Genomic DNA, 20,563 nt, shown 5'->3' with positions numbered 1-20,563 from the left:
GTAGGATCGGCAGGGTGGCGGTCGAGCGCAGCGGAGGCGGGCATCCCGAGCGGACCATGGCGTTGCTGTGGCGGGCGCACGCCGAACCCGCCGGCACGGACAGGACGCCGCGGGGCCGCAAGCCCCGGCTCTCCGTGGACGCCATCGTGCGCGCCGCGATCGCCGTCGCCGACACCGAGGGCCTGCCCGCGATGTCGATGAGCCGCGTCGCCGACGAGCTCGGCTCGGGCACGATGTCGCTCTACACCTACCTGCCCGGCAAGGCGGAGCTGATCGACCTCATGGTCGACCAGGTGCTGCTGGAATGCGCGCTGCCGGGCCCGGACGAGCCGCGCACCGGCGACTGGCGGCAGCAGGTCGAGCTCTACGCGCACCGGGCGCGGGAGGTCCACCGGCGGCACCCCTGGCTGTGGCAGGTCTCGCTCGTGCGCCCGCCGCTCGGGCCCGGCGTGCTCGCCGTCCACGAGTACCTGCTGTCGGCCCTCTCCGGAGCCGGGCTGTCCGCCCGGCAACTGGTGGACGCGGCGGGTGCGGTGGCCACGTTCGTCGACGCCGCGGCCCGCAGGGAGGCCGAGAGCGACCAGGCCGAGCAGGTGACGGGCGAGTCGCACGAGGCCTGGTGGGCGGCCCGCGAGTCGTACTGGGACCGGTTCTTCGACGAGCGCGCGCACCCGGCCATGGCGCGGGTCCGGCGCGAAGGCGGCTACGAGCGCGCCGCGACCGAGAGCAACGCCGACCTGTTCGCGTTCGGCCTCGCCAGCCTGCTCGACGGCATCGAGCGGGGAGTCACTCGCCGTCGATGATGTCGGGCTCGACGCCCAGGTAGATCGCGACCTGCTCGACGAGCACGTCGTGCACCAGGTCGGCCAGCTCTGCCGGATCCTTCGCGCGCGCCTCGAGCGGGCGGCGGTACAGCACGATGCGCGCCCTGGTGGGCAGCCCTGCCCTGTCCACGCCGGCGGGCACCAGCCGGGACAGCGGCACGGACCCGTCGTGCAGCACGCCGTCGGCCTGGGCGGGAGGCAGCTCCTCGCGGACCTCGGGCACGTCGTCCACGGCGACGTCGAGCCTGGTCAGCTCGTGCCGCCAGCGGGCCTCGATCGGCTCCAGCGCGTCGAGCACGAGCGCGTCGAACTTCTCGGCGCGGCTGGCCGCGGCAGGCAGCGTCGCCGGGTACAGCGGACCGCGCAGACCGCGCCCGTGCCGGTCTCGGCGAATCCGCCGTCGCTGTCGCGAACTCCGAGCCATTGCCACGTGGGGAAGGGTACGCGTTCGCACCGGCCCCGGGTTCCGGTGTGTCTCCGGCGTGGTCGCGCCCGGACCGGCTATCGTGCCTGGCGTGCGGAGCGTACGGAAGTGTTCGCGGACGGGCTGCCTCGAGCCCGCGGTCGCCACGCTCACCTACGCCTACAGCGACTCCACGGCCGTGGTCGGCCCGCTGGCGACCGCCTCCGAGCCGCACTCCTACGACCTCTGCGAGGCGCACGCGCTCCGGTTGACGGTCCCGAGGGGCTGGGAGGTCGTGCGGCACGAGGGCGACTTCTCCGCACCCGAGCCCTCCGGCGACGAACTGACCGCGCTGGCCGAGGCCGTGCGCGAGGCGGGCCGCTCCGACCGACCCGCGACCCCGCCTGAGCAGCCCGAAGGACCCTCCGGCAGGCGAGGACATCTGCGGGTTCTGCCCGGCCGCGCCTGACGACCACCCAGAGTGGGTAGGCTTCCCGGCGACGTGAGCTGAAGTGAGCTGAGGCCCTGGGGGCAGGGCATCAGCGCAACGATCGGGGAGAGGCGTGTCAGACCTGTCGGGCATCGTGAAGGCCTACGACATCCGTGGCGTCGTCGGCGAGCAGCTCAATGCCGGCCTGGTCGCCGACTTCGGAGCGGCGTTCGCGCTGCTGATCAAGCCGGACTCGCCGTCGGTGGTCATCGGGCACGACATGCGCGACTCGTCCCCCGGGCTCGCCGCCGCGTTCGCCGAGGGCGTGACCTCGCAGGGGCTCGACGTCGTGTCGATCGGCCTGGCCAGCACTGACGAGCTGTACTTCGCCTCGGGCAAGCTCGGCATGCCCGGGGCCATGTTCACCGCGAGCCACAACCCCGCCCAGTACAACGGCATCAAGCTGTGCAGGGCGGGTGCCGCCCCGGTGGGCCAGGACTCCGGCCTCGCCGAGATCCGCGACACGGTGGAGCAGGGCGTGCCGGAGTTCGCCGGTCAGGCGGGCAGCGTCGTCGAGCGCGACGTGCTCGCCGACTACGCCGCCCACCTGCGGTCGCTGGTCGACCTGTCCGGCAGCAGGCCGCTCAAGGTCGTGGTCGACGCGGGCAACGGCATGGCCGGGCACACGGTGCCGACGGTGTTCGAGCCGTTGCCGATCGACCTTGTGCCGCTGTACTTCGAGCTCGACGGGAGCTTCCCCAACCACGAGGCCAACCCGCTGGACCCGGCCAACCTGGTGGACCTGCAGGCGAAGGTGCGGGAGGTCGGCGCCGACCTGGGCCTGGCCTTCGACGGCGACGCCGACCGCTGCTTCGTGGTGGACGAGAACGGCGACCCGGTCTCGCCCAGCACCGTCACCGCGCTGGTGGCCGTGCGTGAGCTGGCCAAGGAGCCGGGCGGCACCGTCATCCACAACCTGATCACGTCCAAGGCGGTGCCGGAGATCGTCACCGAGCACGGCGGCAGCGCGGTGCGCACGCGGGTGGGGCACTCGTTCATCAAGGCGAAGATGGCCGAGACCGGCGCGATCTTCGGCGGCGAGCACTCCGCGCACTACTACTTCCGCGACTTCTGGCGCGCCGACACCGGGATGCTCGCCGCACTGCACGTGCTGGCCGCGCTCGGTGAGCAGGACGGCCCGCTGTCGGAGCTGACCAGGGAGTACAGCCGCTACGCCGCGTCCGGGGAGATCAACTCCACCGTCGACGACCAGGTCGCGCGGCAGGCCGCCGTGAAGGAGGCCTTCCAGGGCCGCAGCGGCGTCAGCATCGACGAGCTGGACGGTCTCACCGTCGACCTCGGCGAGCGCGGCTGGTTCAACCTGCGGGCCTCCAACACCGAACCGCTGCTGCGGCTCAACGTGGAGGCGCCCGACGACGCCGCGGTCAAGGCGCTCACCGACGAGGTCCTGGCGATCGTTCGCGGGTAGCGCGGCAACCGCGGTGTCGCGCTCGCGTCACGTCCCGGCGACGGGACGGCGCGTGTGGGCCGGGCCGCGGGAAGGGATGGTATTTAGGAGACATGGCCGTCACTCTCGATGAGCAGCTGCTGGAGATCCTCGCGTGCCCGGCACCGGACCACGCGCGGCTCACCCCAGGCTCGCCCGACGACCCGGCCGCCGACGCGCTGACCTGCACGTCCTGCGGGCGGGTGTATCCCGTGCGGGACGGCATTCCCGTGCTGTTGCTGGACGAGGCGACCGGCCCGGGGCCCGGCGCCGCGCCGGACACCTCCGACGAACCCCGATCCGATGGTGCTTGACGACACCCTCCTCGACGATCCCGCCCGCCTGAACGAGGCAGACGGGGCGGGGCTGCTGCGCGCCTGCGCCATGGCGGGCGCGCAGGTGCGGGCCACGATCGAGGCCGCGGCCGAGCTGGGGCTTTCCGAGCGGCTCGACATCGGAAGGCCGCGTTCCCTTGTGCTGGTGATCCGGCCCGGGGTGAGCCGCAGCGCCGCCCTGCTGCTCAACGCCCTGCTGGCACACTCCAGCCCGGTGCCGGTGGTGCTCGCCGACGCCGTGCCGCCGTGGATCGGGGCGCTCGACGTGGTGCTCGCGCACACCGACGACCCGTATGACATGGACCTCGCGGCGTCGCTGGAGCGCGCCGCCCGCTACGGCGCGACCGTCGTGCTCTCCGCCCCTCCGGACGGGCCCGTCGCGTCGTCGATCGCGGGCCGTGGCCTGCTGATCGCACCGCGCGTGCTGGTGGCTCCGGAGCTGGCGTTCGCCCGCGCGCTCACCGCGGGACTGCTGACCGCGAACACCCTCGGCCTGCTCGTCGCCGACGTCGACGGCCTCGCCGACCGGCTGGACAACGAGGCCGAGCGCGGCCATCCCGCCCACGAGTCGTTCGTGAACCCGGCGAAGGCGCTCGCGCTGCGCATCGCCGACCACACGCCCCTGCTGTGGGGGCTGGACCAGGCGGCCGTGGCCGTCGGTCACCACGGTGCGTACGCACTCGGTGCGCACGCGGCGATGGTCTGCGACGTTGCCGACTACCGGCAGGCCATGGCCAGGCCCGCGCTGCACCGCGTGGCGGCGGAAAACGCCGGAAACCGCAACATCTTCGCCGACCCGGACGATTCTCCAGCAGAGGCTCCACCACCGAGAGTTCTGCTGCTCGCCGTGCGTACCGGCCCGGCGACGGACAGTGCCCGCTACCGCGCGAGCGAGCTGCTGCCTTCGGCCGACCTGCTGGCGCCGTCCGACGAGATCGATGCCGACGACGCCGGGTGCGCCGCGGTGCTCGCGTTGCGGTTCGAGCTCGCCGCGGTCTACCTCGGCCTGGCGGCTGGAACTATTGGGGGAGCGGGCCGCTTCGCGCCGGCGACGGCGTAGGCCCAGCGACGAGACATACCGGCGGGTCGCCCCGGCCCGGCCGGCGAGGAGTGGAGTTGACGGTGGAACTGCTGCGCAACGCCGTACGGCCATATGCGTGGGGCTCCAGAACCACGATCGCGGAACTGCTCGGCAGACCCGTTCCGTCCCCACACCCCGAGGCCGAGCTGTGGATGGGGGCCCACCCGGGCGACCCTTCGCACGTGGTGGGTCCCGACGGCGTCGAGCGCAGCCTGCTGGATGTGGTGGAGGCCGACCCGGTCGGCCAGCTTGGCACGCGCTGCGCGGGCCGCTGGGGCGGCAGGCTGCCGTTCCTGCTGAAGATCCTGGCCGCCGAGGAGCCGCTGTCGATGCAGGCCCATCCCTCGGCCGAGCAGGCCGCGGAGGGCTACGCGCGCGAGGAGCGCGCGGGCATTCCCCGCGACGCGGCCAACCGTAACTACCCGGACCCGACGGCGAAGCCGGAACTGGTGTGCGCGCTCACCGAGTTCCACGCGCTTGCCGGGTTCCGCGACCCGCAGCGCACCGTCAAGCTGCTGCGGGCCATCGACACCCCCGGCCTGACCAAGTACACCGAACTGCTGGCGGCCCAGCCCGACCCGGACGGGCTGCGCGCGCTGTTCACGACGTGGATCACGCTGCCGCAGCCCGCGCTCGACGAGCTGCTGCCCGAGGTGCTGGACGCGTGCGTGCTGCACGTCAAGGACCACGGCGAGTTCGACACCGAGTGCCGCACCGTGCTGGAACTGGGCGAGTCGCATCCGCGCGACGCCGGGGTGCTGGCCGCGCTGCTGCTCAACCGGCTCACCCTGAGCGCGGGCGAGGCGATCTTCCTGCCCGCGGGCAACCTGCACCTGTACCTGCACGGCACTGCCGTGGAGATCCTGGCCAACTCCGACAACATCCTGCGTTGCGGCCTGACGCCCAAGCACGTCGACGTGCCGGAACTGCTGCGGGTGGTCGACTTCGCCTGCGGCGACATGCCGGTGCTCTCCGGCGAGCCGGAGGGCCGGACGTCGGTCTACCGCACCGACGCGCCGGAGTTCGAACTCTCCCGCATCGAGTGGGCCGACGGCGACCGCGACGAGGTGACGCTCGCCGGTACGGGGCCGGAGATCCTGCTGTGCACGGCGGGTGAGCTGCTGCTGTGCGCCGAGGACGGCACCAAGGTGGAACTGCGCCGCGGCGAGTCGGTGTGGCAGCCCGCGTCCGACCCTGCCGTGCGCGTCCGTCCCGTCGGCTCCGGCGCCGCGCACCTGTTCCGCGCCACGGCGGGCACCTGCACCGAGTAGGCCCTCGGCAGCCCTCGAACCCGCGCGACACCCAGGGCCTCTAAGCTGCTCGCGATCACGCCAACATGGACCCGAGGGGGTAGGGGTGGCAGCAAACGGCGGGACGAAGGCGATCCTGGCGGCGTTGTTCGCCAACGCCGGGATCGCGGCCGCCAAGTTCGTCGGCTTCCTGATCACCGGTTCGTCGTCGATGCTGGCCGAGTCCGTGCACTCGGTGGCCGACACCTCGAACCAGGGACTGCTGTTGCTGGGCCAGCGCACCTCCCGGCGCAAGGCCACGAGGGAGCACCCGTTCGGCTATGGCCGCGACCGGTACTTCTACTCGTTCATCGTCGCCCTCATGCTGTTCACCCTCGGCTCGGCCTTCGCGCTGTACGAGGGCGTCCACAAGGTGCAGCACCCCGAGGAGCTGACCTCGCCGCTGGTGGCGGTGGTGATCCTCGTGGTGGCCATCGCACTGGAGACCTACAGTTTCGCCACCGCCATCCGGGAATCCGCGAAGGTCAAGGGCGACAAGACGTGGTGGGGCTTCATCCGCCAGTCCAAGACCCCGGAGCTGCCGGTCGTGCTGCTGGAGGACGCGGGCGCCCTGTTCGGTCTCGTCTTCGCGCTGATCGGCGTGGGCCTGTCGGTGGTCACCGGCGACCCGGTGTGGGACGGCATCGGCACGATCATGATCGGGGTCCTGCTCGGGGTCATCGCCATCATCCTCATCATCGAGATGAAGAGCCTGCTGATCGGTGAGGGATCCGGCGAGCGGGAGCTGGAGACCATTGTGGGCGAACTCACGGCGAGCGAGGCGGTGGAGCGGGTCATCCACATTCGCACCCAGTACATCGGACCCGACGAGCTGCTCGTGGCCGCGAAACTGGCCATGCGCAGGGGATTGCCGCTCACCGAGGTCGCGCAGGCCATCGACGAGGCCGAGTCGAAGGTGCGCGCGAAGGTTCCGGCGGCCCGGTTGATTTATCTCGAACCGGACCTGGATCGGGCCACGGCCTGACAGCCAGGTTTCCGAGAGGTTAAGGTTCCGCTCGACCTGAGACCCAGGACATCGGGAGGAACCGTGCCGGGAAGCGGCATCTGGCGGACAAAGTCGGTAGAACAGTCCATAGCGGACACCGACGAACCGGACACCCGGCTGCGCAGAAACCTCAGCGCGTGGGACCTGACCGTGTTCGGCGTCGCCGTGATGATCGGCGCCGGCATCTTCACGCTCACCGCGCGCACGGCGGGTGACCTCGCCGGGCCGTCCGTCGCCGTCGCGTTCGTGCTGGCCGGGATCGCGTGCGCGCTGGCCGCGCTGTGCTACGCCGAGTTCGCCTCGACCGTGCCGGTGGCGGGCAGCGCCTACACCTTCTCCTACGCCACGTTCGGCGAGTTCCTGGCGTGGATCATCGGCTGGGACCTCATCCTGGAGTTCTCCGTGGCCGCCGCCGCGGTCGCCAAGGGCTGGTCGGTGTACCTGCAGGAGGTGCTCGGCTCCGTCTTCGGCGAGAGTGTCGCCACCACGGCCGACCTCGGCGGCGTCAGTGTCGACTGGGGCTCACTGCTGCTCGTGATCGTGCTGGCCGGGCTGCTCACCGCGGGCACCAAGCTGTCGTCGCGGTTCGGGCTCGTGATCACCGCCATCAAGGTGGTGATCATCCTGTTCGTCATCGTCTTCGGCATTGCCTACATCAACCCGGACAACTACACGCCGTTCGTGCCGCCGGCCGCCGAGGGCGGCGAGTCGGGTGCCGGGCTCGAGCAGTCGCTGTTCTCCGTGCTCGCAGGCGGTTCCGGCAGCGTCTACGGCGCGTTCGGACTGCTGGCGGGCGCGTCGCTGGTGTTCTTCGCGTTCATCGGCTTCGACATCGTGGCCACCACGGCCGAGGAGACCCGCAACCCGCAGCGCAACGTGCCCCGCGGCATCCTCGGCTCGCTCGCGATCGTCACCGTCCTGTACGTGGCCACCTCTCTCGTGGTCGCCGGGATGGTGCCCTACGAACAGCTCTCCACCGACGCCGAGCCCGCGGGCCGCAAGACGCTCGCGACGGCATTCGAGCTGAACGGCGTCGACTGGGCCGCCAATGTCATCTCCATCGGTGCCCTGGCCGGTCTGACGACCGTCGTGATGGTGCTGCTGCTCGGGCAGCAGCGCGTGCTGTTCGCGATGTCGCGTGACGGGCTGCTGCCGCGGTCGCTGGCGAAGACCGGCTCGCGAGGCACGCCGGTGCGGGTCAACGTGCTGGTCGGCATCGTCGTGGCGATCGCGGCCACGTTCTTCGACGCCTCCAAGCTGGAGGAGATGGTCAACGTCGGCACGCTGTTCGCGTTCACCCTCGTGTCGGCGGGCGTGCTGGTGCTGCGGAAGAAGCGACCGGATTTGCAGCGCGGCTTCCGGGTTCCGTTCGTGCCGCTCGTGCCGATCCTGGCGATCGTCGCCTGCCTGTGGCTGATGCTGAACCTGACCGTCCTCACGTGGGTGCGGTTCCTCGCGTGGATGGCCCTCGGCGTGCTGATCTACTTCGCGTACAGCAAGCGGCACGCGCTGCTCCAGACGAAGGACAGGGAGTCGCAGTCTGTCACCAACGACTGAGCGCTCTGTGGGCCATTTGTTGCGATCTGGCTCCGATTGAGTTCAGAACGGTCACCAATTGGGCTCGATAGCATCACCGGGGTGAGATTTGGGTAGAGCGATTACCTGATCGAGGTAGGTTCCCTGCGGCTCGCGCGCCTGAAACCGGCGTGCTCCTGACTGAATCCCCGAATCACGTCCGCACGGAGTGCCTGCATATGTCTCTGAGTTCGAGGTTCCGCCTTCGCACGCTCGCCGCGGCTGCGATGACGTTCGGCCTGCTGGCCGGTACCGCCACGGTCGCCTCCGCGACTGGCCAGGAGCCGCCGGTTGCGGGCGACAGTAAGGCGACCGCCTACTCCGGCAACGCCACGGAATGTGATGACCTTGGCGTCGGCGGCGGCGACGAGCTGTCGAAGGAGGACCTCACCTTCGCGACGCGGAACAACGACGACGGCGAGCCGACCTACCTGGACATCACTGCGGTGGACGCTGGTGTCACGGTTACGGCAATCGTCATCAAAGGTAGCAACGCCTACAACGTCTATGTGCCTGGCGAGAAGGGCATGGCAGAGGCCCCGCCGCATCCGACGTGGCTCGACCTGCACTCGCCGCTGAACAGCAGCGGCAAGCCTGCGGCGATCAGCCACTGGTTCGTCTGCGGTGAGAAGGACGACGAGACCACCACGACGACCACGACCGACACGTCGACCTCGGAGACCACCACCACGACCTCCGAGACGAGCGAGACGTCGACCACCGAGACGACCAGCTCGGGCGAGACCAGCACCTCCGGCAGCAGCCCGGTCACCACGACCACGAGCGGTGCCGGTGGCGTCGTCACCACGACGAGCGAGGCCGGGGTCTCGCCCGCCGGTGACAGCGACGACCTGGCCTCGACCGGCTTCAGCAGCGGGTGGCTGGTCGGCCTCGGCGCTCTGCTGCTCGCCGGCGGCGGCGCACTGGTGCTGCTGTCGCGGATGCGCCGCAGCAAGGCCTGACACTCACCGTCCACGTCGCCCGGCGACGAGCCGAAGGGCACCTTGGGTACGCGACACGTACCCAAGGTGCCCTTCGGCTCGCCAGCGGCGACCGGGATAGGCGGCTACCGGCGGGGCTTGGTGCGCTCCGCGACGCTAGGTACAGCGCGGCTGGCCGAGGAGGTCCCCGAACAGCGGGACCTGCTCGGCCAGCCGCGCCGCCCTGTCCGGGCCCTCCAGCCCGGCGGCGATCACCACGGCGCGGTCCCATTCGGGGTCGGCGACGTAGTCGGCGTGCTTGCGCACACCCGGCACCCAGCGCCGCCCGTTGACGGGCTCCCGCATCGGGTCGGGCAGCCAGTGGTCGCCGCCGAGCACGAGCACGCCCGTGGGGCTCTGCACGGCCGGTTCGAGGGCGCCGACACTGCCGTCGGGCAGGTAGCCGATGCCCAGCAGCTTGCCGTGGGCCACCTGGTGGCGCCAGGTCGTCGCGCCGCCGCCGAACGTGTCGGTGCCCCGGCACAGTCCACGCCACCGCCCGTCGAGCAACCCGTACAACCGGGCGAGCGAGTCGTGCGGGAACACCGCGGGAAAGGCTCGCTGGTAACCCCACTGCAACGGCGCACCCGCCGTGACGACGCCGATGCGTTCGCGCTCCGAGGGCGGCAGCTGCGCCGCGAGCCTCGCGGCGGTCGTCACCGCCAGCAGGCCGCCGAGGTGGTAGCCCGCGAGCACCACCCGGGCGCCCGGCTCGGCCAGGTGCTCCCGCACACGCTCGGCGAGTTCGGGCACCACCTTCACCGCGTACGAGGGCGGCACCGCGGGGTGGGCCGCCCTCGGCCAGAAGCACACCAGGTCGGCGAACGCGCTGAGGTGCCTTGCCCGTTCGGGCCCGGTCGCCGCCGTGTACACCGCGCGCAACAGGGCGGCGGCCAGCGCGCCCAGCGTCAGCACGCCCACGGTGGAGAGCGGGCCGAGCCAGCCGGGGATGCCGCCGAAACCGAACCGCACGGCCAGCAGCGCGGCCGCGCCCACGGACAGTCCGAAGACGACGGTGAGCACGATGCGATGCAGGTACTTGCGCTCCCAGCTCGCCCTCGCCCACGCGGTGGCCGCCTCCTGCTCGTCGGCCTCGCGGGTCTCCATGAGCCGCACCACCTCCGGCACGCCGCGGCGGAGCCTGCGCAGCGGCACCGCCACCGCGAAGGCGAGCACCGCGAGCAGCACCGCGAGGCACAGAGCGGCACCCCACAGCAGCGTGACGAGCGTGTAGCTCGCGGGCAGCCGCAGCTCGCTCGCGCCGACAAGCCTGCGCAGCGCGATCGCCAGGCCGGCGCCGAAGCCGCCGCCGAGCAGCCCGGCGAGCGCGAGCGTGGGGGCGGCCGCCCAGCCGCCCGCCCACGGCCGCAGCCTGCGGGGCAGCGCCGACCACGCGGGCCGGGCGAGCAGGGTCGCCGGAACGAGCAGCAGCGCGAACAGCACGAACACGGCGAGCAGGGCGGCACCGACGCCCTCCACCGTGTCGTCGGTGCCCGGTAGCCGGGCGGGCAGCGGCGTGCGGACGACGGCCGCCGCCACGACCAGTGCGGTCGAGAAGGCCAGCACCGCGGCGCGGGGCAGCACGCCCGGCCAGCGCGCTCCGGCGGCCGTGGCGAGCACGGCGACGGCCAGCACGGCGAGGGTGCAGCCCCAGAGCACGAGGTCGGCCGCGCGCTCCGGCACCCGCAGTGGCCCGCCGAGCAACAGCAGCGCGACGCCACCGAGGGCGGCCACGACGTGCAGGCAGCGCAGCGTGGGGCTGTCGGAGCCGTCGACGAGCTGGTCGCCGGGCAGCGGCGGCCCCGGCTGGCGTTCCCGCTCGGGGGCCTTGACCTGCCAGCGCGCCGACGACACCCGGAACAGCACGAGGATCACCAGCAACAGCGGCAGCACGCCGACGACCGTGCGCACGGCGGCCACGTCGCGCAGCCACGACGGCGCGGACGCCAGGCACGCCGGGCTGCCCCCGGGGGCCAGGCACTGCGCGGCGACGAGGTCCAGGCTGACCACCGCCAGCTGGCTCATCAACAGCATCGTCAGCAACAGCGCGGCGACGCGCAGCAGCATCCGGCACGCCGCTGCGAGCGACGCGGCGACGCGGCTGCCCTCGGGCACGGGCGGCAGCATCCAGTGCGCCACGTTCGCCAGCGAGAACGGGAACAGCAGCGCCCAGGTGGCCTTGGCCACGCCGCCGGAGGTCATGCCACTCCACAGGTAACCCTCGAGCGTGCGCGGCAGGGAGCGGCCGAGCGCCTGGAGCACCGGGCCGGGTGCGGGCCTGCGCAGCCGGTCGGACGGGCGGATGACCCTGCCGACGCCGTCACCGGCGACCTCGACGGTGCCGACGGAGTCGAGCAGGGACTCCCCGCTCGTGCCGATCAGCCCCGGGACGCGCAGCTCGACGACGCGGGTGTCGGGGCCGGGGATGGGCACGTTGCCGTTCTCCTCGAAAAGGTGCGGACGATGGACGAAGAATCAACGGTAATCTGCGGGTGTCAGCGAGCGCGGCTGCCTGTGCAGCGAGTCTGGAGGAAAGTTCTCAATGACCCCTGAAAGCGTTGCTCCACGTCACCAGACCCGCAACGGTGTCGAGTTCGCCGTGGCCGATCTGGGACTGGCCGAGTTCGGCCGGAAGGAGATCCGGCTGGCCGAGCACGAGATGCCGGGGTTGATGGCGTTGCGGCGGGAGTATGCGGAGGTGTTCCCGCTGCGTGGGGCGCGGATCTCGGGGTCGTTGCACATGACGGTGCAGACGGCGGTGCTGATCGAGACGCTGGTCGCTCTGGGCGCGCAGGTGCGCTGGGCGTCGTGCAACATCTTCTCCACGCAGGACCATGCCGCGGCGGCGGTGGTGGTGGGCCCGCACGGCACGCCGGAGCAGCCGCGGGGCGTGCCGGTGTTCGCCTGGAAGGGCGAGTCGCTGGAGGACTACTGGTGGTGCACCGAGCGGATGCTGACCTGGGACGGCGAGGGTCCGCAAGCAGGTCCGACAGTGCCTGATGATCGGACCCTGCAAGCAGGTCCGAATATGATCCTGGACGACGGTGGCGACGCGACGATGCTGGTGCACAAGGGCGCCGAGTACGAGCGGGCCGGGGTGGTGCCCTCGGCCGACGAGAACGACCCCGACGAGTGGAAGGTCTTCCTGTCGCTGCTGCGTGCCTCGCTGGCCGCCGACTCCGGCAAGTGGAGCAGGATCGGTGCGGGCATCCGCGGGGTCACCGAGGAGACCACCACCGGTGTGTTGCGGCTGTACCAGCTGGCGGCGGCCGGTGAGCTGCTGTTCCCGGCGATCAACGTCAACGACTCGGTGACCAAGAGCAAGTTCGACAACAAGTACGGGATCCGGCACTCGCTGATCGACGGCATCAACCGGGGCACCGACGTGCTGATCGGCGGCAAGGTGGCCGTGGTGTGCGGCTACGGCGACGTGGGCAAGGGTGCCGCCGAGTCCCTGCGCGGGCAGGGCGCCCGCGTGGTGATCACCGAGATCGACCCGATCTGCGCGCTGCAGGCCGCGATGGACGGCTACCCGGTGAAGCGGCTGGAGTCCGTGCTGGGCGAGGCCGACATCGTCATCACGGCCACCGGCAACAAGGACGTGGTGATGGCCGAGCACATGGCCCGGATGAAGCACCAGACCATCGTGGGCAACATCGGCCACTTCGACAACGAGCTCGACATCGCCGGGCTGGCCCGCTACCCCGGCATCCGCCGCGAGACGATCAAGCCGCAGGTGGACGAGTGGACGTTCCCGGACGGGCACTCGATCATCGTGCTGTCGGAAGGGCGGCTGCTCAATCTCGGCAACGCGACCGGACACCCCAGCTTCGTGATGTCCAACAGCTTCTCCAACCAGGTCATCGCCCAGGTGGAGCTGTTCACCAAGCACGAGGAGTACGACAACGAGGTGTACCGGCTGCCGAAGAAGCTGGACGAGAAGGTCGCGCGCATCCACGTCGAGGCGCTCGGCGGTGAGCTGACCAAGCTCAGCAAGGACCAGGCCGAATACATCGACGTGGACGTCGAAGGTCCCTTCAAGTCCGAGCACTACCGGTACTGACAGGCCGCGGACCGGCGGGACGGCCTGGCATAGGCTGAGCCGCGTGGGTCGGCTGGTGGTCATCGAAGGGCTCGACGGCGCGGGCAAGCGCACGCTCACGGACGCGCTGACGAAGGCGCTGCACGATCGGGGCGCGCGCGTGGCGACGCTCGCGTTCCCGCGCTACGGCGTGAGCGTGCACGCCGACCTCGTGCGGGAGGCGCTGCACGGCGAGCACGGTGACCTCGGCGCCTCGGTGTACGGGATGGGCCTGCTGTACGCGCTCGACCGTCGCGACGCCGCCGCCGAGATCCGGGAGAACCTGCGCGGGCACGACGTGGTGCTGCTCGACCGCTACGTCGCGTCCAACGCCGCCTACCAGGCCGCACGGCTGCGTCAGGGAGCGGACAGCCCGGTGGTCGCGTGGGTGCGGGCGCTGGAGATCGAGCGCTTCGGGCTGCCCGTGCCCAACACCCAGCTGCTGCTGCGCGTGCCGCCCGAGGTGGCGGCCGCGCGGGCCGAGGGCCGCGCCCGCGCCGACGAGGCGCGCCCCCGCGACGCCTTCGAGGCCGACGACGGGCTGCAGAGCCGCTGCGCCGCCGTCTACGACGAGCTGGCGGCCCTGGGCTGGCTCTCGCCGTGGCACGTCGTCGACGGCGCCGCCGAGGTCGACGCCCCCGCGCTGGCCGAGGCCGTCCTGTAGGTCGCCCGCTATCCCGGGAAGTGGCCGAGCTGGCTGGACAGCTCCGCGGCGGCCCTGGACATCGGCTGCACGAGCTGGCGGATGCGCTGCCGGGAGAGCCGGTAGGACGGCCCTGACGCGCTCAACGCGGCGATGACCTCCCCGCTGCTGCCGTAGATCGGCACGGCGACGGCGTGCAGGCCCAGCTCGAACTCCTCGAAGCACGCGGCGTAGCCGTCCTGGACGATGCGCTGCAGTTCCGCGTCGAGCACCTCGGGCGTCGTGGTGGTCCGCGGCGTGTACTCCTCCAGCCCGTACTCGAGGATCCGCCGCCGCTCGGCACCGTCCATGTAGGCCAGCAGGACCTTGCCGCTCGACGTCGCGTGCAGGGGGGTGCGCCGCCCGGTCCAGTTCTGCGCGGTCACCGACGCCGTGCCGTGGGCCTGGCTGATGTTGATCGCGAGGGCGTCGTCGGCCACGGCGATGTTCACGGTCTCGCCGAGCTCGTCGGCGAGCCGCTGGCAGGTCAGGTTGCCGAGTTTCGCCAGGTCCATGCGGCCGGTGGCGGCACCGGCGAGCCGCACGACCCCGAAGCCGATCGCGTACTTTCCGCGCTCGCCGAGCTGCTCGACGAGCCCTCTGTTCTCCAGCGCGCTGACCAGTCTGGACGCGGTCGACTTGTGCACGCCGAGCTCCTCAGCGATCTCGGTGATGCCCGCTTCGCCGTTGCGGGCGAGCAGTTCGAGCACGCTGATCGCGCGGTCCACGGACTGGACGGGGCTCACGGAGCCCTTGGCCTCGTCGGAGTTCCGCATGGCGCAACACTAACGTCTGTAGGCAAGTCGACGCGAATTGTTGCACAGAGCAACACTGCTTGGCACCGTCCGGGTGCCTGCCGTGGCCTGCGCGGTCTCACCTGCGGCTGGACCGGGTATCCGGATCGTCCGGTTGGGCTAGCGTCGTCACCGCAATGCCGGGCCGCGCGCGCGGCGTGTGACATCAGTGCGAATATGTGCTCATGAAGGCACGTGTGCTGGTCGTCGACGACGACCCCGCTCTGGCTGAGATGCTGACCATCGTGCTGCGCGGCGAGGGGTTCGACACGGCTGTCGTGGCCGACGGTTCGCGCGCGCTGCCCGCGCTGCGTGAGCTCAAGCCCGATCTCGTGCTGCTCGACCTGATGCTGCCCGGTATGAACGGGATCGACGTCTGCAAGGCCATCAGGGCCGAGTCGGGCGTCCCGATCGTCATGCTGACCGCCAAGAGCGACACGGTGGACATCGTGCTCGGGCTCGAGTCGGGCGCCGACGACTACGTTGTGAAGCCGTTCAAGCCCAAGGAACTCGTCGCGCGGGTGCGGGCCCGCATGCGGCGAACCGAGTCCGAGCCTGCGGAGACGCTCACCATCGGCGACCTGACCATCGACGTGCCCGGCCACGAGGTGACCAGGGACGGCAAGGCCATCCCCCTCACCCCGCTGGAGTTCGACCTGCTGGTGGCGCTCGCGCGCAAGCCGCGCCAGGTGTTCACCCGTGAGGTGCTGCTGGAGCAGGTGTGGGGCTACCGGCACGCCGCCGACACCCGGCTGGTGAACGTGCACGTCCAGCGGCTGCGCTCCAAGGTCGAGAAGGACCCGGAGCACCCCGAGGTCGTGCTGACCGTGCGCGGCGTCGGCTACAAGGCCGGCCCGCCATAATCCGATGTCCTGAATGAGACCGCGATGAAGAATCGGCTGACCAGGCTCGGCTGGTCGGCGATAGGGCTGGCCCGTCGCGCGGCGAGCTACGGCAGGCGCAGGGCGGTCGCCTTCGGGGAGCTGTGGCGGCACTCGCTGCAGTTCCGGGTGACCGTCTCGACGCTCGCGCTGTCGTCCGCCGTGGTGTTCGTGCTGGGCATGGTGCTGCAGAACCAGATCACCGAGCGACTGATGGACACCAAGGAGCGCGCCGCGATCGCGCAGCTCCAAGTGGTCGTGCGGACGGCGGAGAGCGAGCTCGTCGGCGACGCGGGCCAGGACGAGGCCCTGCGCAACCGGCTGAACAACGCACTGAAGCGGATCACCAGCAGCTCGGTCGCCACGCAGGACACCCAGAGCTCGGCCGCGGGCGCGTTCGAGCCGGTGCTCGCCGCGGGAGACCCGGACCAGGCCTCCGAGCACGCCATCTCCGCGGGCCCCTACGAGAAGGTGCCGAGCGGCCTGCGCAACTTCGTCGAGAACAACGAGCAGGCCAAGCAGATCCACACGGTCGGCGGCGCGACCTACCTGATGGTGGGAGCCCCGGTGACCACCACGACCCGGCCCATCCAGCTGTATCTGCTGTTCCCGCTGGCCACCGAGCAGAACACGGTCGCCACCGTGCAGAACACCATGCTCGTCGGCGGCCTGGTGCTGTTGCTGCTGCTCGCCAGCATCACCAACCTCGTCACGCGGCAGGTCGTGCGGCCGGTGCGCAGGGCGGCCGCCGTGGCGGAGCGCTTTGCCGAGGGCGAGCTCGACCGGCGGCTCGACGTGGTCGGCGAGGACGACCTCGCCAAGCTCGCCGTCTCGTACAACCAGATGGCCGCGAGCATCCAGCGGCAGATGCGCGAGCTGGAGGAGTTCGGCCAGCTTCAGCGCCGCTTCACCTCGGACGTCTCCCACGAGCTGCGCACCCCGCTGACCACCGTGCGGATGGCGGCCGACGTGCTGCACGCCTCGCGGGAGCAGTTCCCCGCCGGGCTGGCGCGCTCGGCGGAGCTGCTGGTCGACGAGCTGGACCGGTTCGAGACGCTGCTGCGCGACCTGCTCGAGATCAGCAGGCTCGACGCGGGCGTGGAGGAACTGTCGGCCGAGGTCATCGACGTGCGCCCGATCGCGCGCCGGGCGGTGGAGCAGGTCAGCGTCATCGCGGGCAGCGCGGGCAGCTCCGTGGAGCTGGAACTGCCCGACGAGGAGGTCACCGCCGAGGTCGACGCGCGCAGGGTGGAGCGCATCCTGCGCAACCTGCTGGCCAACGCCGTCGACCACGGCGACGGCAAGCCCGTGCGGCTGCGGCTGGCCGCCGACGAGCGGGCCGTGGCGATCACCGTGCGCGACTACGGTGTCGGCCTCCGGGCGGGCGAGGCCGAGCTGGTGTTCAACCGGTTCTGGCGCGCCGACCCTTCGCGCAACCGGCGCACCGGCGGCACGGGCCTCGGGCTGGCGATCAGCCAGGAGGATGCCCGGCTGCACGGTGGCACGCTGGATGCGTGGGGCGAGCCGGACCGCGGCTCGTGCTTCCGGCTCACGCTGCCCCGCAGCGTGGGCAGTGAGATCGACGGCAGCCCGCTGCCGTTGCCGCCCGAGCCGGACGACGCGCCGCCCGGGGACGGCGACGGGCGTGGCGCGCTGCCCGCACCCGGCGATGAGACCGCCGTTCCGCACGTCGAGCATCAGGAGGTCCGGTGATCCGGCGCAGGAGGCTGCGGGCGCTGCTCGCGGGACTCACCGCCGTGCTGACCGTGAGCGGCTGCGCGGCGATCCCCTCCGAGTCGCAGCCCCAGGCCATCCCGAGGGAGAACCTGGGCCAGCCCACCCAGGAGATCCCGGAGCCCGCGCGGGGGCTCGACCCGCTGTCGGTGGTGCGGGAGTTCGTGCGTGCCAGCGCGCAGCCGACGAGTGACTACGCGGCTTCCCGCGCCTACCTGGCGGCCAACGCCCGCGAGGAGTGGCAGCCCGACCAGGGGCTCACGATCATCGAGGACGAGTTCAGCACCGTCTACGCCCCCGACGACGACGAGTCCACCGACTCCGACGAGCAGCTGGTGACCGTGCGTGGCACCAACGTCGGCAGGCTCGGCGCGGACAGCGCGTTCATCCCGTCGGACGAGCCGGTCGGCGTGCCGGTGCGGTTGCGGATGCAGCCGGACGGGCAGTGGCGCATCGTCGACGCGCCCGGCACGATCCTCATCACCGAGAGCGACTTCACCGACAGCTACTTCCGGGTGCCGGTGTACTTCTTCGCACCCGACTCCACGGCCATCGTGCCCGATCTGCGCTACGTCGTCGCGCGGCCGCAGTCCGGGTTGCCTGCCAGGGTGATGGATCTGCTGCTGTCCGGGCCGTCCAACGGCCTCGCGGGAGCCGTGCGCAACCCGCTCGCCGACGCCACGCTGGACAGCAACGTGACCGGCGCCAACGACGGCGCGCTGCTCGTGCCGCTCACCGGCGTCGACGGTGAGAGCCTGCAGGAGAAGCAGCTCATGGTCGCCCAGGTCGTGCGCTCGCTGCAGACGGTCACCACGAGCCGCATCCGGCTGCTCTCCGACGGGACGTCGCTCGTTCCGGGCCAGCACGACTGGCTGCCGAGCGAGGTGCCCGCCTACGAGGCGCTGTCCTCACCCAAGTCGGAGCTGCCCGGCCTGATGACGGTCGACTCGCGGATCCGCTCGCTGGGCAGCGGCGCGCCCATCGCGGGGCCCGCCGGTGCCGGCGCCTACGAGGTGGAGAGCGCAGCACAGTCCATCACGGGCGGCCAGCTGGCCGTGGTGGAGTCGGCGGGGCCGAGGCGGGTCGCGTTGCGGGTCGGTGACTACGGCCGGGACAACCCCGTGGTGGACCTGCCCGCGCAGACGCTGACCCGGCCGAGCTGGCGGCCGCCCACGTCGGCGGGCAGCCAGTCCAACGAACTCTGGACCGTCGCCGACGGCGAGCGGGTGGTGCGGGTGTCGCGTGCTCCCGACGGCAGGTGGACGCCGCAGGCGGTGAACGCCACCGACCTGCTCGCCGTCGGCAGGATCAGCGGGCTGCGCCTGTCCAGGGACGGCTCGCGGGTCGCGGTGATCGCGGGCGGGCAGCTCGTCGTGGCGTCGGTGGTGCGCAGTGCCGACTCGGCGTCGGTGACCCTGCGGTCGCCGCGGATCCTGCAGCCGGGCACGCTGGCCGACGTCGTCGACGTCGACTGGCTCAGCCAGGACACGCTCATCGTGGCGACCAACTCGGACTCGATGCCGGTGGCCAGGGTCTCGGTCGACGGCTTGCGCCTCGACGGCTACAGCAGCGCCAACCTGACCCCGCCGATGCAGGCCATCACCGCCGCGCCCGGCAGGCCGATCGTCGCCGCCGACTCCACCGGCCTGTGGACGGCCAACGACGTCGGCGACGTGTGGCGCCCGCACAGCCACACGCTCGCCGGAGCCGAGCCGTTCTACCCGGGCTAGCTGCGAGCCGAAGGGCACCTTGGGTACCGGATGCGTGCCCACGGGCACCTTCGGCACGGATCGGCGGCGTTGGGCACGGCAGGCGAGCCGGGAACTGTCGGTGGCCGGGTGCATGCTCAGCGGTCATGGTGGTCAGGACCATTTCCGGATTCGGGCGCGCGGCGCTCGACCTCGTGCTGCCCCCGGTGTGCGCGGGCTGCGGTGAGCACGGCGCCGCGTGCTGTGCCGCCTGCGCGGCCACGCTGGCCGGGCAGCGGCCGTTCGACGCGGCGGGCGGCGCCTGCGCGCTCGCCCGTTACGACGGCGTCGCCAGGCGGCTCGTGCTGGCCTACAAGGAGCGCGGAAGGCGGGACCTGGCGGCGCCCCTCGGCCAGGCGCTCGCCGGTGCGGTCCCGTACGTGCCGGGGACCCGTCCCGACGCGCACGGCACGTGGTGGCTCGTGCCCGCGCCGTCCCGCCGGGCCGCCGCCAGGGTGCGGGGCGGTCAGCACGTGCTCGCGCTCGCCCGGCACTGCGCGGCGCGGCTCGCCGCCCTGGGCTGGGAGGCCGCCGTCGCGCCCGTGCTCGAACTGGACCCGCGAGCCCGCGACGCCGTCGGGCTCGACCGGGCCCAGCGGGCCGCCAACCTGGCAGGACGGGTGCGGCTGCGGCAGGCGGGTGCGCCGCCGCCGGGCACACCCGTCGTGCTGCTCGACGACGTGGTGACCACGGGCGCCACCGTGACGGCGTGCGCGGCCGCGCTGCGGGACGGCGGTGTCGAGCCCGTGGCGGCGCTGGCCCTCACCGCGGCGTGAACACACCGTGGCCTCGTCACCCACACGTGTGGCGGGGAACCGCCTGCCGGGTCCCGCCCGTTGGGTGGTTATGAGGCACACCGCCACCATCGCCGGCTCGCGAAACGGGTGTGCCAGGCGCGGACCCGGTCCGCGAATCAGCAGCGCAGTGCCGACGGCTCGGGACGGCCATTCCGGCGTCACGGTGAGTCCATTGCGGATCGTGACGATCATTCACCGTTCGACGTCCCCCGCACCGGGGGCTGTTGCTACCGCCGGAAGGCGGCTAACGTGCTGCGCTAACAGCAATCCCGGCAGGCGGGGAGGTGAACAGCCCATGTCCCTGGCGCCGGAGGCGGCCTGAATCAGACGAATGGCACACGCGGGATCGTGTCGGCCATTTCCCGTCGTTCCCCCGGCGCTCGTCGTCCGCAAATTGACTCGCACGCATTTTCAGC

The 20,563-nt window shown here is 71.7% G+C and carries 18 protein-coding genes; 15 read left to right on the top strand and 3 right to left on the bottom strand.

The genetic code is table 11. The features are described from left to right. Positions 1-14 precede the first annotated feature (14 nt). The gene (locus BAY60_RS27935; RefSeq protein WP_112284335.1) at positions 15-803 is read left to right on the top strand and encodes a TetR/AcrR family transcriptional regulator C-terminal domain-containing protein; all 789 of its coding nucleotides are present in this window, start codon (positions 15-17) and stop codon (positions 801-803) included. Here BAY60_RS27935 and BAY60_RS27930 read toward each other — a convergent pair. Next, positions 787-1,248, bottom strand: a complete 462-nt coding sequence (locus BAY60_RS27930; RefSeq protein WP_112284334.1) for a metallopeptidase family protein — start codon at positions 1,246-1,248, stop codon at positions 787-789. The two genes, BAY60_RS27935 and BAY60_RS27930, sit on opposite strands and share 17 nt — an antisense overlap. A gap of 91 nt (positions 1,249-1,339) precedes the next feature. Between BAY60_RS27930 and BAY60_RS27925 the strand changes: the two genes are divergently transcribed. The 8 genes from BAY60_RS27925 (at position 1,340) to BAY60_RS27890 (ending at position 9,412) form a co-directional block, all read left to right on the top strand. Further along, entirely contained in the window at positions 1,340-1,696 is a 357-nt protein-coding gene (locus BAY60_RS27925; RefSeq protein WP_112284333.1) for a DUF3499 domain-containing protein, read from the top strand. Between the two features lie 94 nt (positions 1,697-1,790). Further along, the gene (locus BAY60_RS27920) at positions 1,791-3,146 is read left to right on the top strand and encodes a phosphomannomutase/phosphoglucomutase (protein ID WP_112284332.1); all 1,356 of its coding nucleotides are present in this window, start codon (positions 1,791-1,793) and stop codon (positions 3,144-3,146) included. A gap of 92 nt (positions 3,147-3,238) precedes the next feature. Continuing rightward, a complete protein-coding gene (locus BAY60_RS27915; RefSeq protein WP_112284331.1) occupies positions 3,239-3,478 on the top strand; it encodes a Trm112 family protein in 240 nt (79 codons plus the stop codon). After that, on the top strand, positions 3,468-4,559 hold the full coding sequence (locus tag BAY60_RS27910) for a hypothetical protein (RefSeq protein ID WP_112284330.1): 1,092 nt from the start codon (positions 3,468-3,470) through the stop codon (positions 4,557-4,559). Before BAY60_RS27915 ends, BAY60_RS27910 begins: the two co-directional genes overlap by 11 nt. A gap of 62 nt (positions 4,560-4,621) precedes the next feature. Beyond that, complete coding sequence (gene manA / locus BAY60_RS27905; RefSeq protein ID WP_112284329.1) at positions 4,622-5,851, top strand: mannose-6-phosphate isomerase, class I; 1,230 nt, start codon at positions 4,622-4,624, stop codon at positions 5,849-5,851. Between the two features lie 85 nt (positions 5,852-5,936). Then, a complete protein-coding gene (locus tag BAY60_RS27900; protein WP_112284328.1) occupies positions 5,937-6,854 on the top strand; it encodes a cation diffusion facilitator family transporter in 918 nt (305 codons plus the stop codon). Positions 6,855-6,917: 63 nt separating this feature from the next. Continuing rightward, entirely contained in the window at positions 6,918-8,432 is a 1,515-nt protein-coding gene (locus BAY60_RS27895) for an amino acid permease (RefSeq protein WP_112284327.1), read from the top strand. A gap of 245 nt (positions 8,433-8,677) precedes the next feature. Continuing rightward, positions 8,678-9,412 carry a hypothetical protein gene (locus BAY60_RS27890; protein ID WP_112284326.1) on the top strand — a complete coding sequence of 245 codons (735 nt, stop codon included), beginning with the start codon at positions 8,678-8,680 and terminating at the stop codon, positions 9,410-9,412. 135 nt (positions 9,413-9,547) lie between these two features. Here BAY60_RS27890 and BAY60_RS27885 read toward each other — a convergent pair whose 3' ends face one another. Next, positions 9,548-11,863, bottom strand: a complete 2,316-nt coding sequence (locus BAY60_RS27885; protein WP_112284325.1) for a hypothetical protein — start codon at positions 11,861-11,863, stop codon at positions 9,548-9,550. A 109-nt stretch (positions 11,864-11,972) separates the two neighbouring features. Between BAY60_RS27885 and ahcY the strand changes: the two genes are divergently transcribed. Together ahcY and BAY60_RS27875 are read left to right on the top strand one after the other, a co-directional pair. After that, complete coding sequence (gene ahcY / locus BAY60_RS27880) at positions 11,973-13,493, top strand: adenosylhomocysteinase (RefSeq protein WP_112284324.1); 1,521 nt, start codon at positions 11,973-11,975, stop codon at positions 13,491-13,493. A 43-nt stretch (positions 13,494-13,536) separates the two neighbouring features. Then, complete coding sequence (locus BAY60_RS27875; RefSeq protein ID WP_112284323.1) at positions 13,537-14,175, top strand: dTMP kinase; 639 nt, start codon at positions 13,537-13,539, stop codon at positions 14,173-14,175. A gap of 8 nt (positions 14,176-14,183) precedes the next feature. Here the strand turns inward: BAY60_RS27875 and BAY60_RS27870 are convergent, their stop codons facing one another. Next, positions 14,184-14,969, bottom strand: a complete 786-nt coding sequence (locus BAY60_RS27870) for an IclR family transcriptional regulator (protein ID WP_112284322.1) — start codon at positions 14,967-14,969, stop codon at positions 14,184-14,186. A 203-nt stretch (positions 14,970-15,172) separates the two neighbouring features. Between BAY60_RS27870 and mtrA the strand changes: the two genes are divergently transcribed. The 4 genes from mtrA (at position 15,173) to BAY60_RS27850 (ending at position 20,126) form a co-directional block, all read left to right on the top strand. Next, the gene (gene mtrA, locus BAY60_RS27865) at positions 15,173-15,850 is read left to right on the top strand and encodes an MtrAB system response regulator MtrA (RefSeq protein ID WP_112284321.1); all 678 of its coding nucleotides are present in this window, start codon (positions 15,173-15,175) and stop codon (positions 15,848-15,850) included. Between the two features lie 24 nt (positions 15,851-15,874). Next, positions 15,875-17,581: an MtrAB system histidine kinase MtrB gene (mtrB, locus tag BAY60_RS27860; RefSeq protein ID WP_112284320.1), complete on the top strand. Its 1,707-nt coding sequence runs from the start codon at positions 15,875-15,877 to the stop codon at positions 17,579-17,581. After that, a complete protein-coding gene (locus tag BAY60_RS27855; protein ID WP_112284657.1) occupies positions 17,581-19,332 on the top strand; it encodes an LpqB family beta-propeller domain-containing protein in 1,752 nt (583 codons plus the stop codon). Before mtrB ends, BAY60_RS27855 begins: the two co-directional genes overlap by 1 nt. Positions 19,333-19,457: 125 nt before the next feature. Beyond that, positions 19,458-20,126, top strand: coding sequence for a ComF family protein (locus BAY60_RS27850; protein WP_112284319.1), 669 nt, complete (start codon positions 19,458-19,460; stop codon positions 20,124-20,126). The last annotated feature ends 437 nt before the right edge of the window (positions 20,127-20,563 follow it).

The sequence above is a fragment of the Prauserella muralis genome (assembly GCF_003202285.1).
Lineage (GTDB): Bacteria > Actinomycetota > Actinomycetes > Mycobacteriales > Pseudonocardiaceae > Prauserella_B > Prauserella_B muralis.
This window is presented reverse-complemented; position numbering and strand designations above follow the sequence as displayed.

Excerpts from the sequence above, each read along its gene's own strand:
- BAY60_RS27930 (WP_112284334.1), bottom strand. The coding sequence starts at position 1,248 with ATGGCTCGGAGTTCGCGACAGCGACGGCGGATTCGCCGAGACCGGCAC.
- mtrB (WP_112284320.1), top strand. The coding sequence starts at position 15,875 with ATGAAGAATCGGCTGACCAGGCTCGGCTGGTCGGCGATAGGGCTGGCC.
- BAY60_RS27915 (WP_112284331.1), top strand. The coding sequence starts at position 3,239 with ATGGCCGTCACTCTCGATGAGCAGCTGCTGGAGATCCTCGCGTGCCCG.
- BAY60_RS27870 (WP_112284322.1), bottom strand. The coding sequence starts at position 14,969 with ATGCGGAACTCCGACGAGGCCAAGGGCTCCGTGAGCCCCGTCCAGTCC.
- ahcY (WP_112284324.1), top strand. The coding sequence starts at position 11,973 with ATGACCCCTGAAAGCGTTGCTCCACGTCACCAGACCCGCAACGGTGTC.
- BAY60_RS27850 (WP_112284319.1), top strand. The coding sequence starts at position 19,458 with ATGGTGGTCAGGACCATTTCCGGATTCGGGCGCGCGGCGCTCGACCTC.
- BAY60_RS27910 (WP_112284330.1), top strand. The coding sequence starts at position 3,468 with ATGGTGCTTGACGACACCCTCCTCGACGATCCCGCCCGCCTGAACGAG.
- mtrA (WP_112284321.1), top strand. The coding sequence starts at position 15,173 with ATGAAGGCACGTGTGCTGGTCGTCGACGACGACCCCGCTCTGGCTGAG.
- BAY60_RS27890 (WP_112284326.1), top strand. The coding sequence starts at position 8,678 with ATGACGTTCGGCCTGCTGGCCGGTACCGCCACGGTCGCCTCCGCGACT.